This is a genomic window from Brevibacterium sp. FME17 (genome assembly GCF_014897515.1).
In the GTDB taxonomy this organism is placed as follows: Bacteria; Actinomycetota; Actinomycetes; order Actinomycetales; family Brevibacteriaceae; genus Brevibacterium.
This window is the reverse complement of record NZ_JABUYD010000002.1, coordinates 18,433-35,469: the sequence shown is the minus strand read 5'-3', so window position 1 is coordinate 35,469 and position 17,037 is coordinate 18,433. Positions and strand designations below refer to the sequence as shown.

At 63.2% G+C, this 17,037-nt stretch carries 20 protein-coding genes and 1 riboswitch; of the genes, 11 read left to right on the top strand and 9 right to left on the bottom strand.

The annotated features are described in order from the left end of the window. Nucleotides 1-61: 61 nt before the first annotated feature. Nucleotides 62-352: a YrhK family protein gene (locus tag INT40_RS02110; RefSeq protein WP_101569850.1), complete on the bottom strand. Its 291-nt coding sequence runs from the start codon at nt 350-352 to the stop codon at nt 62-64. A 152-nt stretch (nt 353-504) separates the two neighbouring features. On the opposite strand from INT40_RS02110, the gene INT40_RS02105 reads away from it, so the two are divergent. The 4 genes from INT40_RS02105 to INT40_RS02090 all read left to right on the top strand — a co-directional run bounded on the left by INT40_RS02105 (nt 505) and on the right by INT40_RS02090 (nt 3,156). Next, a complete protein-coding gene (locus INT40_RS02105) occupies nt 505-1,293 on the top strand; it encodes a hypothetical protein (RefSeq protein WP_193070710.1) in 789 nt (262 codons plus the stop codon). Nucleotides 1,294-1,388: 95 nt separating this feature from the next. Further along, the gene (locus tag INT40_RS02100; protein WP_193070709.1) at nt 1,389-1,952 is read left to right on the top strand and encodes a DUF664 domain-containing protein; all 564 of its coding nucleotides are present in this window, start codon (nt 1,389-1,391) and stop codon (nt 1,950-1,952) included. Between the two features lie 53 nt (nt 1,953-2,005). Then, nucleotides 2,006-2,467, top strand: coding sequence for a VOC family protein (locus tag INT40_RS02095; protein ID WP_101569852.1), 462 nt, complete (start codon nt 2,006-2,008; stop codon nt 2,465-2,467). An 80-nt stretch (nt 2,468-2,547) separates the two neighbouring features. Further along, nucleotides 2,548-3,156 (top strand): thymidine kinase, encoded by a 609-nt coding sequence (locus INT40_RS02090; RefSeq protein ID WP_101569853.1) that lies wholly within the window; start codon nt 2,548-2,550, stop codon nt 3,154-3,156. Nucleotides 3,157-3,190: 34 nt separating this feature from the next. Here the strand turns inward: INT40_RS02090 and INT40_RS02085 are convergent, their stop codons facing one another. Beyond that, nucleotides 3,191-3,835, bottom strand: a complete 645-nt coding sequence (locus INT40_RS02085; protein WP_219618824.1) for a mismatch-specific DNA-glycosylase — start codon at nt 3,833-3,835, stop codon at nt 3,191-3,193. 70 nt (nt 3,836-3,905) lie between these two features. On the opposite strand from INT40_RS02085, the gene INT40_RS02080 reads away from it, so the two are divergent. Next, the gene (locus INT40_RS02080) at nt 3,906-4,415 is read left to right on the top strand and encodes an SRPBCC family protein (RefSeq protein WP_101569854.1); all 510 of its coding nucleotides are present in this window, start codon (nt 3,906-3,908) and stop codon (nt 4,413-4,415) included. On the opposite strand, the gene INT40_RS02075 is transcribed toward INT40_RS02080, so the two are convergent. The 4 genes from INT40_RS02075 to thiO all read right to left on the bottom strand — a co-directional run bounded on the left by INT40_RS02075 (nt 4,347) and on the right by thiO (nt 7,726). Continuing rightward, complete coding sequence (locus tag INT40_RS02075) at nt 4,347-5,567, bottom strand: ThiF family adenylyltransferase (protein WP_193095380.1); 1,221 nt, start codon at nt 5,565-5,567, stop codon at nt 4,347-4,349. The two genes, INT40_RS02080 and INT40_RS02075, sit on opposite strands and share 69 nt — an antisense overlap. Then, on the bottom strand, nt 5,564-6,331 hold the full coding sequence (locus INT40_RS02070) for a thiazole synthase (RefSeq protein ID WP_193095379.1): 768 nt from the start codon (nt 6,329-6,331) through the stop codon (nt 5,564-5,566). Before INT40_RS02070 ends, INT40_RS02075 begins: the two co-directional genes overlap by 4 nt. Nucleotide 6,332: 1 nt before the next feature. Next, a complete protein-coding gene (thiS, locus tag INT40_RS02065) occupies nt 6,333-6,581 on the bottom strand; it encodes a sulfur carrier protein ThiS (RefSeq protein ID WP_193070706.1) in 249 nt (82 codons plus the stop codon). Further along, nucleotides 6,578-7,726: a glycine oxidase ThiO gene (thiO, locus tag INT40_RS02060; RefSeq protein WP_193095378.1), complete on the bottom strand. Its 1,149-nt coding sequence runs from the start codon at nt 7,724-7,726 to the stop codon at nt 6,578-6,580. Before thiO ends, thiS begins: the two co-directional genes overlap by 4 nt. Next, nucleotides 7,717-7,819: riboswitch (TPP riboswitch) on the bottom strand. Its footprint overlaps the gene before it by 10 nt. 23 nt (nt 7,820-7,842) lie before the next feature. On the opposite strand from thiO, the gene thiE reads away from it, so the two are divergent. Both thiE and INT40_RS02050 read left to right on the top strand, forming a co-directional pair. Then, nucleotides 7,843-8,523 carry a thiamine phosphate synthase gene (gene thiE / locus INT40_RS02055; RefSeq protein ID WP_193095515.1) on the top strand — a complete coding sequence of 227 codons (681 nt, stop codon included), beginning with the start codon at nt 7,843-7,845 and terminating at the stop codon, nt 8,521-8,523. A gap of 80 nt (nt 8,524-8,603) precedes the next feature. Further along, nucleotides 8,604-9,542, top strand: coding sequence for a ketopantoate reductase family protein (locus INT40_RS02050; protein ID WP_193095377.1), 939 nt, complete (start codon nt 8,604-8,606; stop codon nt 9,540-9,542). Here the strand turns inward: INT40_RS02050 and INT40_RS02045 are convergent. Both INT40_RS02045 and INT40_RS02040 read right to left on the bottom strand, forming a co-directional pair. Continuing rightward, nucleotides 9,496-10,074 carry a histone deacetylase gene (locus INT40_RS02045; protein ID WP_193095376.1) on the bottom strand — a complete coding sequence of 193 codons (579 nt, stop codon included), beginning with the start codon at nt 10,072-10,074 and terminating at the stop codon, nt 9,496-9,498. The two genes, INT40_RS02050 and INT40_RS02045, sit on opposite strands and share 47 nt — an antisense overlap. Before the next feature lie 5 nt (nt 10,075-10,079). Then, nucleotides 10,080-10,748 carry a DedA family protein gene (locus INT40_RS02040; RefSeq protein WP_101569860.1) on the bottom strand — a complete coding sequence of 223 codons (669 nt, stop codon included), beginning with the start codon at nt 10,746-10,748 and terminating at the stop codon, nt 10,080-10,082. 153 nt (nt 10,749-10,901) lie between these two features. Between INT40_RS02040 and INT40_RS02035 the strand changes: the two genes are divergently transcribed. Both INT40_RS02035 and INT40_RS02030 read left to right on the top strand, forming a co-directional pair. Further along, entirely contained in the window at nt 10,902-12,050 is a 1,149-nt protein-coding gene (locus tag INT40_RS02035) for a sensor histidine kinase (RefSeq protein WP_180958878.1), read from the top strand. Nucleotides 12,051-12,096: 46 nt separating this feature from the next. Continuing rightward, nucleotides 12,097-12,744, top strand: coding sequence for a response regulator transcription factor (locus INT40_RS02030; protein ID WP_101569918.1), 648 nt, complete (start codon nt 12,097-12,099; stop codon nt 12,742-12,744). On the opposite strand, the gene INT40_RS02025 is transcribed toward INT40_RS02030, so the two are convergent. After that, nucleotides 12,745-13,941, bottom strand: coding sequence for a Fic family protein (locus INT40_RS02025; RefSeq protein WP_193070701.1), 1,197 nt, complete (start codon nt 13,939-13,941; stop codon nt 12,745-12,747). 217 nt (nt 13,942-14,158) lie between these two features. On the opposite strand from INT40_RS02025, the gene INT40_RS02020 reads away from it, so the two are divergent. Then, entirely contained in the window at nt 14,159-15,424 is a 1,266-nt protein-coding gene (locus INT40_RS02020) for an alpha-hydroxy acid oxidase (RefSeq protein ID WP_193070700.1), read from the top strand. A gap of 61 nt (nt 15,425-15,485) precedes the next feature. After that, nucleotides 15,486-16,985 (top strand): amino acid permease, encoded by a 1,500-nt coding sequence (locus INT40_RS02015; protein ID WP_193070699.1) that lies wholly within the window; start codon nt 15,486-15,488, stop codon nt 16,983-16,985. Nucleotides 16,986-17,037: the final 52 nt, after the last annotated feature.

The window sequence follows — 17,037 nt, the reverse complement described above, 5'->3', positions numbered from 1 at the left end:
CGGTTCCGTCCGCACCTGGCACCTGCCCCACTCGACGGCCGGGGTGCGTGGGCCGGGCGACTCAGAAGTCGTAAGTGGCGTCCGTAGTCGGGGTTTCAGGTCCGCGGATCTTCTGCAGGTGCACATGTCTGATCAGGCGGATGACCGGTCGGATGAGCATCTCAAGGCTGCCGAGGACGAAGAGGCAGGTTCCTGTGAATACCCATCTGTCGGAGAAGAACATGAAACTGCCGATGAGGAACCAAATGCCGATGAGGACATCGTTGACGATGCTCAGCACCTGATACCGCTGGCGGATGACGAGTTCGTCATGGCCGATGTGAATCGTCAGATTGCGGTCGCCATCGGTCATATAGTCCTCCTGGGTTGAACGTGTGTGGGACCACGGTGTTGCTGAGAGATCGCGGCTCGTCCCCGACTCGATGCTAGCCCCGAGAATGCTCAACGACCATATCTGACGCCGACTATCTCGGCCATGTCAGTGCCGCGTCGTAGCGTGAGGTCATGGATAAGAACGTGAATTCGTTTGATGCACTGTACGCCGAAGTCGGCAGCCACAGGTCCGTGATGCCATGGGACGAGCTGCTGGGTTTCGTCCGCAGATTTCCGCATATCGCGGCGTTCAATGCGGCCCTCATCGCACAACAGAATGCCGGAGCGATCTTCGTCGAAACAGAGCACGCCTGGCAGCAGAAATACGGCCGGCTGCTGAAAGACGAAGCTGTGGCGCTGATCGTCCTTCACCCTTTCGCGCCGGTGCGCTTCGTCTATGACGTCGAAGACACACACGGGCCTCCCGTCCCTGACTCCGCGGTCAACCCGTTCAAAGCAGTGGGGGCACCGACGTGGGACGGGCACCGTCTCGTCATGGATGTCCTTCACCGAAAGGGCCTGGCTCTCGCGCGTCTGCCGAAGACTCAGAGCCCGACCGTGATGTTGGCGCATGTGCTCGATGAGCTGGCTCGGGTCTACGCCGGACACCGCGGAGCATTCCCCAAGCTGGGAATCACAGCAAGCAACACCGATATCGACGGACGACAGGCACGCTTCGAAGCCGAATGCGTCACCTGGCTGATCGCCGGACGACTCGGTCTGAAAACGGCGGCAACGGGCTCATTGAAGGGCTATCTCAAACACGGCGAACTGCTGCCCCCACTGTCCAGAGACCGCGTTCTCCATGTGGTCAATGCCATTGAGAAGCTCTTCGGTGGTGCACTGAATTTCGGTCAGACAGTCCGCGAGGATGTGCCAAGTTTGTTTCCGCTGACAAAACAGTGGTCGCACTCGTCATAGCCGACGTCGTGCGGTTACGAACTCTTCGCGGCAACCCGGAGACAAATTTCTGCAGAACCCTGGTCACCGGGGCGCTGGGCGAGCAGAATGCCTATATGTCCACAACCCCGAACAGACGGACCCAGGCCACCGTCTACCCCGATATGTGGGTTGACCCCGACGATGATCCACGCAATACAGACGGCACGAGTCCCGACGGCGAGGCCGAGACTCAGCTCGAGTTCATCCACGACTACCGCTTCACCCTGCGCATGAAATGCGAGGGAGTCGAGGCTGAGCAGCTGGCCACGTGGTCGGTCCCACCCTCGACGATGTTGCTTTTGGGCCTGCTCAGACACATGGCCGAGGTTGAACGAGACTGGTGCAACTGGATCACAGACGACGGCCAGAGGCCCTCACTTTATGGTGGACTCGATGCGGCATTCGAAACATCAAGGGCCGATGCCGACATGCTGGCGAAGAACTGGGCGGCAGATCTCGAAGCCGGACAGGCATTCACCGATGCTGAGATGGCCAAGCATAAGGATCTGGGCGCCCGCATCGGACAGTCGCAGATAGCGGTGAGGGAGCTCCAGATCCACCGATTCGAGGAGTACGCCAGACACTGCGGGCATGCGGACCTGCTGTGTGAATGCATCGACGGTCGAACCGGGCAGTGACACCACTGCAAGAGCAGGTAGCCTTGGTTGAACTATCTCAATGAGGAGACACGATGAGCCGAGCAGTTCAGATCACATTCGATTGTCGCGACCCGGTCAAGCAGGCCACATTCTGGGCAGATGTCCTCGGGTATGTCATACCCGGTCCGCCGGGAGTCAGGCTTGATGCCGGTGACGATCCTTTTGCCGCATGGCAGAACTTCATCGAGGAACGCGGCATCGAGATGAAGCCGGAGGATTACCGCGCCGCGATCGAGGACCCGCAGGGACGCGGGCCACGGGTGTTCTTCCAGATCGTTCCCGAGGGCAAAACCGTCAAGAACAGAGTCCATCTCGATGTGCGTGCGGCTCCCGGTCTGCAGAACCCCGAGCGGATGGATGCGCTGGAATCGGAGAGTCAGCGCCTGCAAAGCCTAGGGGCACAGCGTCTGGAGAGGGTTGATCCCAGCCCGCCGATGGAGTCTGGATTCATCGTCATGGCCGATCCTGAGGGCAACGAGTTCTGCCTGGACTGACCAAATCGGTCCTATGGCTCATTTCGGTTCAGTGAACCATTTCGGTCGACAGCATCGCGGCGTAGGCTGTCGACATGCCCATGATTCCCGTTGCTTCGCCGCGGTCGGCAGGACGCCTCGACGTCATTGCCGGCCCCATGTTCTCAGGCAAGTCCGAGGAGCTCATGCGCCGGGTCCGGCGGGCGAAGATCGCTGGGGTCAAGGTGCTTGTCCTCAGCCACTCTCTCGATACCCGTTCCGATCTCTCGGCGATCACCTCACACGATGGGATCAATATTCCCGCCGTGCCTGTTGGTGATGTCGAGTCCCTTGCCGAGGTCGCCCGTGCCGATGACTTTGATCTGGTGGCCATCGATGAGGCTCAGTTCTTCGGCCCTGACCTGGTGCCGACCGTGTTCGAACTGGTGGAACGTGGTGCCACAGTCATCGTCGAAGGCCTGTGCGTGACATTCGACGGTGGACCCTTTGAACCGATGCCGACTTTCATGGCGGTGGCCGAGGATGTTCTCAAACTGACGGCCGTGTGCACGATCTGCGGCAGGGATGCCGTGTTCCACCAACGTGTGGGTACGCCTGGCTTCATCGCCGAAGATTCAGAACCCCGTGCCACGGATATCGACGCCAGCCACATCGGCGGTCTCGAATCCTATGTCGCACGCTGTCGGGAACATTTCGCGCCACCGCGCTAGAAACGCACGCTCACGGCCGCATCAGGTCAGGAACTCAGTCCTCGATGCTCTCCCACACTCCACGCCAGATCCGCGCCAAGTCCGGAACCTGGTAGTGGGCATTGAGTCCGCTGGGCTGGGGCACGACATGCAGCGCGATGTCTTCAGGCCACCCCTCGATGAGGGACGTGTCCTGTGGCCCCAGGTGGGCCGTGGGTTGTGAATATCCGATCCGGAATGAGGTGATCCCAGCGACCGCAACGGCTCGGGGGCGGATTTCATCGAGGCGGTGAACAAGCCTGGCCGCACCGTCTCGCAGTTCCTGCCTGTCCAGCTCATCCGCCCGGGCAGTGGCCCGTCCGACGAGGTTGGTGATGCCGATGCCGCGGGCCAGCAGCTGAGCCTCGTCTTCTACAGCGAGTCCCAGGGAAGCATCGACGAGGTGATCAGTCAGACCTGCCTGATGCAGAGACGGCCAGAAGCGGTTGCCCGGTCGAGCGAAGGGCGCATTGACTGCGGCCGTCCACAGACCAGGATTGATTCCGACGATGAGCATCGACAGTTCACCCGGATGTTTGGGCAGAACATCATCGATGGCGTCGGGACTGTCATTGGCGAACTCAGCGAGGTCGTCCTTCGTCGGCTTTCGTCCACCTAAGGGCGAGGGCCGACGGGAGCTGATGAAACTTTCCTCATTCACGCATTCCACACTACCGTCGAGTCAGAACGGTTGAGTCGGCACCCGCCGACTCACAATAATCGGGAGACCCATGACCCATGCACACGAGCAACATACTCATCGGCACGTGCAATCGTATGCCGGAGAGTCAGCGCCCTTCCACTTTGAGAACCAGTGGAGGGTCAATGCCTCTGTGGCCGATGTGTGGTCCGTGCTCTCCGATATTGAGTCGTGGCCGCAATGGTGGCCGGGCCTGCCAGTGGCGGTGCCCGTCGATGAGGGGACCGCATCCGGAAGCCGTGCCGACATCCAGGTCAACAGTCCGATCGGTGTGACATTGAGCTTCGGCATCGAACTTAAGGACACCGACCCGCCGAACTTCGTGAAGTTCTTCGCCAGCGGTGACCTGAGAGGGATCGGGGAGTGGACGTTGGAGCAGATGGGCCCGATCACAACGATCAGCTCCGTGTGGTGTGTCACGACTCGGCGCATGCCCATTCGCCTGCTGCGTCCCGTGGCAAAGAGGATGCACTCACATGTGATGAGCGCCGGGCGCCATGGTCTGGTCCGTCGACTGAACCGTCTCCTGCCCCGAGGCTGACCAGGCATCGATGCCGCCTGCCAGAGACCGCAGGCGCACGGAACCCGGTGCCGAATCATGGAGGAGCTGCACGGCTTGGCCGGAGCGAGCCCCCGACTTGCAATGGATGACGATGTCGACTGGCGGGTGGCCAGCGATTGTCTCCACCGCACTCCACCCCTCGATCTGCAGCATGCCCAGCGGCAGGTGAACGGAGCCGGGGATGGCCGCGATCTCCCGCTCCCAGTCAGCACGCACATCGATGAGAAGAACACCCGAGGAGTGAGCCCGGTATTCGTCGACGCTGATCTCCTCCGCCCGGTCCGGATCCCGACCATCGGGTCCCGGACGGGCAGCAGCGCAGGCAACGGCCACCTCGGCTAGGTCGGTGACCGGCGGACGATCAGGATCCGGTGAGAACCGAAGTGTGGAGTAATCGGACTCCAGAGCGTCATAGCGCAGAAGGCGCCCGATCAGCGGTGTGCCGATTCCGCAGATGAGTTTCACGGCCTCCGTGGCCATGGCCGAACCGACGGTGCCGCACAGGACCCCGAGCACACCGCCCTCGGCACAGTTGGGCACGGAGTCGGCCTCGGGGATGTCTGGAAACAGGTCACGCAGCATCGGCCCCTGCCCGGGGACGAAGGTGCTGACCTGCCCCGAGAAGCGAAAGATCGTGCCCCATATCAGCGGTGTGCCGGTGAGCTCGGCGGCATCATTGGACAGGTATCGGGTCGCAAAATTGTCTGCACCGTCGAGGACCAGGTCGTGGGAGGAGAAGAGCTCGAGAGCATTCTCAGGACGCAGCCGCTCACACATCGTGTGGACCACAAGTTCCGGATCAAGACGCAGCAGGGCATCACGGGCGGAAGCGACCTTGACTCGCCCGATATCGGCATCGCGGTGAAGGACCTGACGCTGCAGATTCGAGGCTTCGACCACATCGTCATCGATGACCGTGATCGACCCGATCCCGGCCGCGGCCAGGTAATGCAGGATAGGTGCCCCCAGTCCACCCGCACCGATGACCAGCGCCGAAGCGGCCCGAAGCCTCCGCTGTCCCAGCACACTGATTCCCGGCAGGCTCAGATGCCTGGCGTAGCGGTCGAGTTCCCGTGGGCTCAGACAATCGACCGGTTCGACGAGTGGGCCCGGATTGCTCGCCACGCTCATGCCGGGGTCACCATCCCGTCGAATGTCGACGAGGCGAAGGCCAATGGTCGTTTCGGGATGCGACCGGCATGAGCGGCGAGGAGCCCGGACTCCACAGCCAGGGACATCGCTCGCGCCATGGCGGTGGCATCGTGGGCCCGGGTGACGGCTGAGGCCAGGAGGACGGCGGTGCAGCCGAGCTCCATCGCCAAAGCAGCATCGGAGGCGGTGCCGATCCCAGCGTCGAGGATCACGGGCACCTGGGCACGGCTGACGATCGTCTCGATGTTGTGGGGGTTGAGGATACCCAGCCCGCTGCCGATCGGAGCCCCAGCAGGCATGACCACGGCCACCCCAGCATCCTCGAGCCGCTTGGCCAAGGCTGGATCGTCGTTCGTATAGGCAAAGACCGTGAAGCCATCGAGAACTAGTTCCTCCGCGGCACGGAACAGTTCCACCGGATCGGGCAGCAGAGTCTCCTCATCGGCGATGACCTCAAGCTTCACCCAGTTCGTCTCGAGCGCCTCCCGAGCCAACTGGGCCGTCAGCACAGCATCCCGGGCGGTATAGCATCCGGCAGTGTTGGGCAGGATGCGAATACCCAGGCGCTGCAGCAAGGCGAACACCGAGTCGCGGGCTTGTCCGTCATAGCGGCGCAGAGCCACGGTCGTCAGCTCGGTGCCCGACGCGTCCAGGGCCTGTTCGAGGATGCTCAGCGAACTGGCGCCACCGGTGCCCATGACGAGTCGGGAGTTCAGAGTCACGTCGTCAACGCTCCAGGTCATGTCAGCCTCCCTGTACCGCGGTGACGATGTCGACTCCATGGCCCTCGCGCAGAGTGAAGTCCGACCACTGTCCGCGCCGGATGACTTCACCGTCGACGGCGACGGCGATGCCCAGGCGGCTGCCGTCGACGGGAATGCCCTCGGCGGTGAGTTCCTTGTCGACGATGCTGGAGACGAGGTCTCTGGCGGTGGTAGGTCCGGCGAGTGCATGGCGCTCGCCGTTGAGCGTGATGGTGATCGTGTCGGTCATGGATGACTCCCTGCTGGTTGCCGGATGGTGGTTGATGAGTGAAAGCGTTCTGGTCCCACTACGGTCAGTACCCCGGGAGGCCCAGACTGGGGTGCGCGCTCACACACGAGGTCGGCGCTGAGTTCGGCACCCAGTGGGGCGAGGAGGATCCCGTGGCGGAAGAACCCGGTGGAGATGACACAGCCGGGGTCGATGCGTCCGATGATCGGCACATCATCGGGTGAGCCCGGCCGGGCGCGGGTGGTGATATCGGTGATCTCGGCCTCGAGGATGGCCGGGGCGAGGCGTTCGGCATCTCGGAGCAGCTGGTGGACGCCACCGGCGTTGGTCCCTGACCGCCCGTCCTCACGGCTCGTGGCCCCGAGGACGAGTTCACCGTCGAGACGAGGCACGATGTAGACGGGGCGGGCCTTGACCAGACCACGGATCGTGCGAGTCAGCAGCGGGGCCAGGGCCTGAGGCGCACGGAGCCTGATCACCTCACCCCACACCTGGCGCAGCGGCAGTGGGGGAACGCCCGAGATGTCATTGCAAGCGCTGCCCGCGGCCACGACGACCTGATCGGCGCGCAGCCTCGTCCCATCCTCGAGTTCCACTCCGAGTGTCTGGCCGGCTTCGGTGATCAGGGCGTCGACGCGGACACGAACGATATCGTCACGCAGCACCGCGAGCAGTGCACCGGTAACGCGCCGGGGATCGATCGAATGATCTCCGGGGATCATCACCGCACCACATACCCCCGGTGCCAGGGACGGTTCCAGCTCGCGGGCCCGGGATCCGGTGATGAGGGAGACGTCGAATCCGGCGGTGGTCTGCAGATCGACGAGTTCACGCAGGGAGGCGAGATCGGCGCGGTCACCGGCACAGACGAACGTCTCGGCGCTCGAATACCCCAGCTCATGACCCGAGGCTGCAGCGAGATCGGCGGCGAAACCTGGGTAGAGGTCTGCTGAGGCACGCATGAGCGGATATAGGGGAGACTGACCCCACACCACCTCGGCGGCCGGGGCCAACATTCCGGCCGCAGCATGGGAGGCACCCATGGCGGGATCCGGATCGACGATGGTCACGCCAACGCCGCGACAACGCAGCTTCCAAGCAGTGGACAAGCCGATGATTCCGGCTCCCACAATGACGACGTGCACGTGCTTCTCCCTCCGGCGGCATGACCCGCATCAGGTTGAACGGTCGGCACAAAGCCCTCTCAGCCTCTTTATGAGGCTCCCGCGAACTCCTCTACTCTAGGAGCATGGTCGCAGATATGACAATGGACGCCGCAGTCCGAGACACAGACAAGACCGCAGACAGAGCCGCACGACTGGAGCGACTTCGCGAAGCCAGCCTCTATGTCTGCACCGATTCCCGCAGCGCCCAGGGGGACCTCCCCGAATTCCTCGACACCGCCTATGCCGGTGGTGTCGACATCATCCAACTGCGCGACAAAGGCCTCGAGGCACGCGCCGAGATCGCAGCACTCGAAGTGCTCAGGGAGGCAGCCCACCGTCACGGGAAACTGTTCTCCGTCAATGACCGTGCGGATGTGGCTCTCCTCGTGGGAGCCGATGTCTTCCACGTCGGGCAAGGGGACCTCACCAGCGACCAGGCCCGCGCGGTCCTCGGCCCGGATGTGATCCTGGGGCGATCGACCCATTCGATTACGCATGCCGAGGCCGCCGAGGCGGACCCCGAGATCGACTATTTCTGTCTGGGCCCCGTATGGGAGACCCCAACCAAACCCGGCAGACCCGCCATCGGCACTGACCCCCTGCGTGCGCTCGCCTCCATCGCCACCAAACCCTGGTTCGCGATCGGCGGGATCTCGGCAGGCCAGCGCCTCGACGAGGTTAAAGCTGCAGGTGCGCGGCGCGCCGTCGTCGTGCGTGCGGTGACCGCGGCAGACGACCCTGCGGCCGCAGCCGCGGAACTCAAGCAGGCACTGTGAAACCCAGCCGGTTGAGGCCAGCACTGTGAGGGCCAGCAGGGAGAAGGCCAGCAGTATGAAAACGAAGGAATCCAACTGACATGGGAGAACACGCAGTGAAGATACTCATCGCCGGAGCCGGCGCGACCGGTGGAGCATTCGGCACCCGCCTGTTCGAAGCAGACCGCGACGTGACACTCCTGGTCCGCGCCGCGCGGGCAGAGATGATACGCGCCGATGGGCTGCGCTTCGTCGCCCCCGGAGAAGACCGGACGAATCACATTCCCGTCCTCACTGCGGCAGAACTCGCCGCAGACGGCACCGACCAGGCCCCCTTCGACCTGGTGATCGTCGCAGTCAAGGCCAACGGCCTGGAACCGATCCTCAACGACATCAGGCCCGCCGTCGGCGAGCACACGATGATCATTCCGTTCCTCAACGGCATGGCTCAGATCGACCGGCTGGTCGAGGAGTTCCCCGGACAGGTGCTGGGCGGTCTGGTCAAGATCGTCGGGACGATCAAGGACGGAGCCATCCACCAGATGACAGATCTGGCCGTCATGACTATCGGCGACCTCGACGGGGGAGTCGTTCCGGAGACCATTGCCCAGGCGCTTGACGTTCCCGGCTACAAACTGCAGATCCTGGACGACATAACATCCGCGCTATGGGAGAAATGGATCTTCATCGCAGCAGCGGGAGTCGTCACCTGCCTGTTCCGAGCCCCGGTCGGAGCGATCATGGCCGCTGGTGGCCACGCCCACATCGTGAGGATCGTTGATGAACTCGAGGCCGTGGCGGCCGCGGGCGGACACCCTGTTTCGGCCAAGGCCAGGGACATGACACTGTCTATGCTCACCGCCGAAGGGTCGGCGTTCACCTCATCGCTCTACCGTGACGTGACCTCGGGTCTGCCCAGTGAAACCGAGCACATCCTCGGACACCTCGCGAGCACGGCGGCTGGCCTCGGTGTCCCGACGCCCCTGCTCGACCTCACACTTGTGCAGTTGCGAGCTGGGGCATCTCTGCGACAGCACTGACCTCTTCGGCGCCGAGGCGCAGCATCGTCACGTACGGGTCATTGGGGATGGTGTGGGGGACCGCATCAGATCCGTGCGGGGCGGTGAACGTCACCATCGGGATCGCATCTCTGCGGTCGAGGACCAGAAGTGTCTCGTACTTGCCCGGCCCCACCGAGCGGGCGGAGCCGACGGGAAGTTCGGAGGCCAGCGTCTCCAGCGGATTGGCCGCCGAGGGTGGCCGATTCATCTCCTGATCGGCGACATCGGCGAACTGTTCGGCGGTGATGAGATAGGCCTTGGCCGGGGTGGGTCCCGGTGCGTGATGGTCGTAGAAGGCCATTCCTCCACCGCCCCACACGGTGGAGCTGCCGGCGAAGTAGATGGATCCGGGAAGTTCGATGCCCATCTCCGCCAACGGCGGATCGGTGTTCCTCGCGCCGGGATAGGTGACGAAGGCACCTGGGGGACGGCCGCCCTGCAGGTAACAGGCGAGCCTGTCACGATGCATGTTCGACCCATAACTGACATACCACACGAGTGCTTGAGACATCCCTTTCATGATGCCACGTCGACGGCTGGGACTGTCCAATCTGTCGCGCCTCGGTGTGCCGTCCGAACGTCGTCTGCTCGGGCTTTCCTCCTGGCCAGGAGTCTGCGCGTGAGTTCGGCTACACCGGTGATTGTCAGAGCGATGCCGACGCCCAATCCCACTCCGAGCAGCGGCTGGTCTTCGAAGAGCACACCACCGAGGAGACCGATGCCCGTGGAATACAGGGCCCAGGCCAGGCACCCTACGGCGTCGAAGGCGAGGAACCGGGTGCGCGGATACTTCAGGATCCCGGAGGTGAGGGTTGTCGCTGTGCGCCCGCCGGGAACGAAGCGTCCCGCGATGAGGGCGGCACCGCCTCGGCGGGCGAAGATGTCTTCGGTGTGCTCAACCATTCGCGAGGCCCGCGGCGAGCGGGTCCACCGATGCACCAGCGAGCCGCCTCCGCGCCCCACAAGATGGGCGGCGAAGTCGCCGATGAGGGCACCGATGGCCGCTGCCAGGAGAAGTCCCACGGGGGTCGGCGTGCCGGCCGCGGCATAGGCTGCAGCGGTGATGAGGACCGTCTCGGAGGGGACGATGGGGACCAGGGAGTCGAGGCCGGCGGTGACGAAGATGAGGAGATAGACCCATGGGGATTGGAGCGTAGCGGTGAGGATGTCGAGAGCAAGGTCCATACCCACTTACGCTATGGACGGGGAGGTGAGATCGGAACGTGGCAAGGAGCAGTCTCTTGTGCAGGTGTCCGGACGAGGATATGCGGAAAACCGGAAGCGGAGATTGCGGTCGGTCCCATGGGAGTGGCCGTCTGGCGTTGCTACGATCAACCTATGCCCTGGCCGACATCGCTGACTGCGCGAATTCCCCGAGAGTCCCGCATGTTCGCCACCCGTTGGGTCGCCTCGGTCTTCGGCATCCTTTGGGGCGTGGTTCTGTGTCTTCCGCTTCTGCTCGCCGCCGTCCCAGCACCGACGTCGCGTTTGAGTCGCAGGGTCCTCGGCTGGGAAAGAAGCCGACAGGATAGGTGCTTCGGCATCGTCATGGGCGAGGCTCCGAGCAAGCGCGGCTTCTTCGTCTTCAATGGTGTGGTTGCTGGCCTCATCGCCATGCCCGTGTTCAATCTGCTGACCGGTTTCCTGCTCGTCACGATCGGTTCCCTCATCCAGGGACTGTTCATCGGTGGCAGCATCACCATCGGCTTCGACTTCTGGACCATCAGTCAGCCGACATTGTTCGTCGGGGTGCTCTACGGAGCCGCGAATCTCATCGGGGTCATCGTCCTCGCCGAGCTCGCGAATTGGCTGCATGGGACAATCGACTCCCGATATTCGGCGGTCAGCCGCCCCAACGCACCACACACTCGCATCACCCAGCTCCTCATGACCCGCCACGGTGTGGTCATGGCCATAGACGAGGAGCGTCGACGCATCGAACGTGACCTCCACGACGGGGTGCAGCAGAACGTTGTCTCCCTATCCGTGCTCATCGCCCGGGCCCAACGAGCCAAAGACCAGGACAAGGTCAGCGCTCTCCTCGATGATGCCCTCGTCCAGTCCCAGGACCTCATCGATGAGATGCGCGAGGTCGCCTGGCGCGTCTATCCCACGGCCTTGGACGAACACGGCCTGGGCACCGTTCTCAACCGGGTCGCCGATCATTGCCCGATCCCGGTCACCCTCACCGCTGTCCCGTCCCAACGGGCGCCCCAGGCCTGCGAATCGGCCGCGTATTTCGTCGTCCGTGAGGCTGTGACCAATGTCGTCAAACACGCAAATGCCTCGCACATTCGCATCAGCGTGATCGTTGACGGGCAGATGTTGATCGCCGAGGTGGTCGATGACGGATGCGGGGGAGCAGATCCTGCCGGTGGCGGGCTGAAGGGCCTGTCACGTCGAGTCGGAGCCTTGGACGGGACGATGACGATTGAAAGCCTCGAGAATGTCGGAACCACTGTGAGAGCGGAGATCCCCTATGCCTGAAGCCGAAATGCCTGAATCCGCTGATGAATCGAGGGATGGTGATACTATGAGAGTCGCTTTGGCCGATGATTCTGTGCTGCTGCGAGAAGGTGTGCGCAGCCTGCTCGAGGACGAGGGCATCGCGGTTGTGGCCTCTGTCGACGATGGGCAGCAGCTGCTCACCGCGGTAGCAGCCCAACGTCCGAACCTGGCGATCGTCGACGTCAGGATGCCACCGACACACACCACCGAAGGACTGGAAGCCGCGCTGGAGATCAAACGGCGGTTCCCGGACATCGGAGTTCTCGTGCTCAGCCAATACGTTCTGCGCGAATACGCGACCGAACTGCTGAGCACAGAGACGGTGGGAGTCGGCTACCTGCTGAAGAACCGGGTCACCGACATCGACCGCTTCCTCGAATCCGTCAACAGGATTGCGGAGGGAGGTACAGTCATCGACCCCGAAGTCGTCCGGCAGCTGCTGAGCTCCTCCGAACAGCAGAATTCTCTGTCCGCGCTCACTCCCCGGGAGAACGAGGTCCTGCGGGCCATGGCCGAAGGTCTGTCGAATCGAGGTATCGCCGAACGCCTCTACGTATCCATCAGCTCAGTGGAGAAGGCCATCAGCTCGATCTTCGACAAGCTCGGGCTGCAGGCGGGGGAGACCACGAGCCGCCGAGTCGCTGCGGTCCTGCACTACCTCGACCAATCCTGATCAGAGTTCTGCCCGGGTCCGGGCGCCGATGCGCAGGTTGAGGTCCTCGAGCTCTGCCAGGACGTCGCCAGCGCCCCAGATCTGATTGCGTTTGCGACTGGTCAGGCCGCGCAGAATGCCAGCTTCCATCAGTGCGGAAACGGCCCGGTTCGCCGAGGAGCTGGGCAGGTTCAAAGAGTTCTCGTGGTCATCGATCGTGAACACTGGGTCCGATGCGAGGTAGCTCAGGACGCGAGCTGCGGCACTGTTCGCATGCGGATGGCCGAGGAGGTCCGCCCACTCACCCGGCAGCGCGGCCAGCCGATGCGCGGTCAGCTGCGATTCCTCTGCAGCGATGATCGAAGAACGGGACCACAGGGATATGACAGGTCCGGCATTGCCCAGGTGATAGGAATTCAAGGCGCCGAAGTAGCGGTCGCGAACCTCGACCAGAGCAGCGGCCAGCGGAACCGTGATCCCCGTGGTGACACCTCTCGAGTGGAGAATCCCGGCTGCCAGGGCCCGTCCGATGCGCCCATTTCCATCCGTGAAGGGATGGATCGCCTCGAACTGCGAATGGGCAATAGCCGCCTGCGCAATCGTGGGAATGTCATCGCGCAGAGCAAACGTGAGCAGATCGTCCATGAGCCCAGGCACAAGCTCAGGGGGAGGCGGGACGTAGAGGGCTCCACGGGGCGAATGATCCGACCCGCCGATCCAGTTCTGCATCGGCCGATGCCGCCCCGCCAGATGATCTTCCCCAGTATCGTCTTTGAGCAGCAGCCGATGGGCACGAGAGATCGAATCTGCACTGATCGCTCCTGATGTCAGCAGATCCAGTGCCCCTGTCGCAACGGCCATCGCTGTGGCCGAGGAGTTCGACTTGGCTCCGTGCAAGGCCCTGACGAAGTCATCGATGGGTGCCTCTTCGGCCTCGATCTTCGACGAGGCGATCGATTCGCTGCGCAGCAGCAGATACGACAACGGAATCAGGGTGCGACCGTGCTCGGCATCGAGTCGGGAAATCGCCCGGATCGCGGTCTCTGACAGAGACGCGAGTTCGGCAGGCAGACGCAGGTCGACCGAGCTGATCCGAGCGGGAATGGAGACTGCCACCTCGGCGAATGTCCTGTCATCGACAGTGCCGCCGCGAAACTCCTGGCGCCACGGTCTGGTCTCGGACTGCTCCGTGGGGACGGGCACGATGAAATCGGACATGGGATTCGTCTAAGAGATAATTCCACATATGAAGGAAACTGGGAATATCTCTCATGGTGATCCCAGTTCCGGCGAACACAGATGCCTCGTTAGACTCGCAGCTCAGAGGTGCCGACTGCCCATGGCTGTCCCAGGGACCTCGAGCCCGACGACATTCAGTATTGACCACGAGTTTGCGTGTTTGCCACGAGATTGCGTGTTCACGACGAGGAGAACGATGAAACGCCAGCTGCCCGATATGAAGGAACTCGCCCCTCTCCTACAGTTCGGACTGCCCAGACTCGACCGGGTGGCCGCACGGCTCGACTCCGCTGCCGATATCTGGGACCTGCGTCGCATCGCCAAGCGAGTGACACCCACCGCTCCCTTCGATTACGTCGACGGAGGAGCACTCGATGAGCACACGCTGCGCAAGAACCGGCAGGTCTTCGCCGATGTCGAACTCCTGCCACGCATCCTGCATGGAGTCGACGCTCCGAACACGTCGACGACGATCGCCGGACAGCACGCAGCCCTGCCCTTCGGCATCGCACCGACCGGCTACACACGCATGATGCATTCCGAGGGAGAGGTCGGAGGAGTCCGGGCCGCAACGAAGGCAGGAATTCCCTTCTCCCTATCGACAATGGGCACACGGTCCATCGAGGAAGTTGCGCAGGCGGCACCCGGGTCCACACGCTGGTTCCAGCTCTACCTGTGGAAGGACCGCGAGCGCAGCCTCGACCTGCTGCAGCGAGCCCAAGCCAGCGGGTATGAGACCCTGCTTGTCACCGTCGACACCCCGATCACCGGACAGCGGCTGCGCGATAACCGCAATGGGCTTTCGATTCCACCGAAGCTGACGCTGAAGACCATTCTCGATGCCTCCTACCGGCCCGGCTGGTGGTTCAACTTCCTCACCACCGAACCGCCGAAATACGCCTCGCTGTCGAACACCTCACAGTCCCTGGCCGAGATGACGCAGACCATGTTCGACCCGACTCTTGACCTTGATGACCTGAAATGGATCCGCGAACACTGGAAAGGCAAGCTCTTCGTCAAGGGCGTCCTCACCGCCGATGATGCCGTCAGGGCTCGGTCCATCGGTGCCGACGGTCTGGTCGTGTCCAACCACGGAGGACGCCAGCTCGATCGGGCACCCGATTCTCTGACCGCACTGTCGGAAGTCCGGGCTGCAGTCGGTGAGGATATGGAACTCATCCTCGACTCCGGCATCATGTCCGGCACCGATGTCGTGGCCGCACTGTGTGCCGGAGCGGACTTCGTGCTCATCGGCCGGGCGTACCTCTATGGCCTCATGGCCGGAGGGCAGCGCGGAGTAGAGAGGGCCATCGAGCTGATCAAGGCTGAGATCTTAACCGCCATGGGGCTGATGGGTGCCCGGAACATCTCCGACCTCGGGCCGGACCTTGCCAGGGGCCTGCCGACACCTGCCACTGGGAATCCGGCCAGACCGGACGAATTGCGCGGCGTCGACTCCTGAATGTGGTAAGAATGGCCGGGGCCCGAACGGGATCCCGCCGGCACGACAGTCAAGGGACACGATGAACGCAGCACCCACCTCGGCGAGGGAGAACCGCGAACTCAAACGGGGGCTGAAGTCACGTCACCTGCAGATGATCGCCATCGGCGGTGCCATCGGCACCGGCCTCTTCCTCGGATCGGGTGGCACGATCTCACAGGCCGGACCCGGCGGTGCACTCCTGGCCTACGCCGCGATCGGCATCATGGTCCTCTTCGTCATGCAGTCCCTGGGGGAGATGTCGACGCATCTGCCCGTGGCCGGTTCCTTCCACACCTACGGCTCGAAATACGTCAGCCCCTCATTCGGCTTCGCCATGGGGTGGAACTACTGGTTCAACTGGGCCATCACACTCGCGGCCGAACTCGTCGCGGCCGGGGTCATCATGTCCTTTTGGCTGCCCGATGTTCCCTCCTGGGTCTGGGCCGCGGTCTTTCTCGTCCTGCTCTCGGGACTCAACTTCCTCTCGGCCAAGGCCTTCGGCGAAGGCGAATTCTGGTTCGCTGCCATCAAGGTCACCGCGGTCCTGGCATTCCTCGTCCTCGGGGTGCTCATGATTACGGGCATCATCGGTGGACAGTCGCCGGGCATCAGCAACTGGACGACCGGGGAAGCTCCCTTCGTGGGCGGCTGGGTCTCGATCATCAGTGTGTTCATGATCGCCGGATTCTCCTTCCAGGGCACGGAGCTCGTCGGTGTCACCGCAGGCGAGTCCGCCAACCCTCGCCGCGACATGCCACGAGCCATCCGCACCGTGTTCTGGCGCATCATGCTCTTCTACATCGGTGCGATCGTCATCATCGGCTTCCTCCTGCCCTACACCGACCCTTCGCTGCTGGCGTCGGCCAACAGCGAGGATGTCACGGCCTCGCCCTTCACCCTCGTCTTCGAACGCGCCGGAATCGCCGTGGCCGCCTCTGTGATGAACGCCGTCATCCTCACCGCGATCCTCTCCGCCGGCAACTCCGGTCTCTACGCCTCGACCCGGATGCTCTATGCAATGGCCAAGGAGGGAACCGCGCCGAGGCTGTTCGCCCGACTCAATGAACGTGGCGTACCCGTCATGGCGCTGCTGGCCACCGCGGTCATCGGCCTCTTCGGCTTCCTCTCGGAGGTGATGGGCGACGGCGGGGCCTACACCTGGCTGATCAACGTCTCCGGCCTCTCCGGATTCATCGTCTGGGTCGGCATCGCCTGGTGCCATTTCCGCTTCCGTCGCGCCTACATCAGGCAGGGACGCAACCTTGCGGACCTGCCGTATCGAGCGCCCTTGTTCCCGATCGGTCCGATCATCGCCCTGGTCATGCTGGTGATCGTCATCATCGGCCAGAACGTGCAGGCGATCGTCGAAGGACGCGTCCTCGAAGTTGCCTCCGCCTACATCGGACTGCCTGCGTTCCTGCTGCTGTGGCTCATCCACCGACTGGTCACGGGTCACCGCTCACGCATTGTGGGCCTCGAGGAGATGGATGTCGAAGGTCTCGAGATCACACCTGAGCACGCCCGGAGCAAACGCATCTGAGCGTCGCCGAGACCCTCTCGGATGGGTTAAGCTAGGCTCGCCTAACTCAAAA

Bases quoted from the DNA above. Each gene is read 5' to 3' on its own strand.
- INT40_RS02110 (WP_101569850.1), bottom strand. From the start codon at position 352: ATGACCGATGGCGACCGCAATCTGACGATTCACATCGGCCATGACGAA.
- INT40_RS02105 (WP_193070710.1), top strand. From the start codon at position 505: ATGGATAAGAACGTGAATTCGTTTGATGCACTGTACGCCGAAGTCGGC.
- INT40_RS02100 (WP_193070709.1), top strand. From the start codon at position 1,389: ATGTCCACAACCCCGAACAGACGGACCCAGGCCACCGTCTACCCCGAT.
- INT40_RS02095 (WP_101569852.1), top strand. From the start codon at position 2,006: ATGAGCCGAGCAGTTCAGATCACATTCGATTGTCGCGACCCGGTCAAG.
- INT40_RS02090 (WP_101569853.1), top strand. From the start codon at position 2,548: ATGATTCCCGTTGCTTCGCCGCGGTCGGCAGGACGCCTCGACGTCATT.
- INT40_RS02080 (WP_101569854.1), top strand. From the start codon at position 3,906: ATGACCCATGCACACGAGCAACATACTCATCGGCACGTGCAATCGTAT.
- INT40_RS02075 (WP_193095380.1), bottom strand. From the start codon at position 5,567: ATGAGCGTGGCGAGCAATCCGGGCCCACTCGTCGAACCGGTCGATTGT.
- INT40_RS02070 (WP_193095379.1), bottom strand. From the start codon at position 6,331: ATGACCTGGAGCGTTGACGACGTGACTCTGAACTCCCGACTCGTCATG.
- thiS (WP_193070706.1), bottom strand. From the start codon at position 6,581: ATGACCGACACGATCACCATCACGCTCAACGGCGAGCGCCATGCACTC.
- thiE (WP_193095515.1), top strand. From the start codon at position 7,843: ATGACAATGGACGCCGCAGTCCGAGACACAGACAAGACCGCAGACAGA.
- INT40_RS02050 (WP_193095377.1), top strand. From the start codon at position 8,604: ATGGGAGAACACGCAGTGAAGATACTCATCGCCGGAGCCGGCGCGACC.
- INT40_RS02045 (WP_193095376.1), bottom strand. From the start codon at position 10,074: ATGTCTCAAGCACTCGTGTGGTATGTCAGTTATGGGTCGAACATGCAT.
- INT40_RS02040 (WP_101569860.1), bottom strand. From the start codon at position 10,748: ATGGACCTTGCTCTCGACATCCTCACCGCTACGCTCCAATCCCCATGG.
- INT40_RS02035 (WP_180958878.1), top strand. From the start codon at position 10,902: ATGCCCTGGCCGACATCGCTGACTGCGCGAATTCCCCGAGAGTCCCGC.
- INT40_RS02030 (WP_101569918.1), top strand. From the start codon at position 12,097: ATGAGAGTCGCTTTGGCCGATGATTCTGTGCTGCTGCGAGAAGGTGTG.
- INT40_RS02025 (WP_193070701.1), bottom strand. From the start codon at position 13,941: ATGTCCGATTTCATCGTGCCCGTCCCCACGGAGCAGTCCGAGACCAGA.
- INT40_RS02020 (WP_193070700.1), top strand. From the start codon at position 14,159: ATGAAACGCCAGCTGCCCGATATGAAGGAACTCGCCCCTCTCCTACAG.
- INT40_RS02015 (WP_193070699.1), top strand. From the start codon at position 15,486: ATGAACGCAGCACCCACCTCGGCGAGGGAGAACCGCGAACTCAAACGG.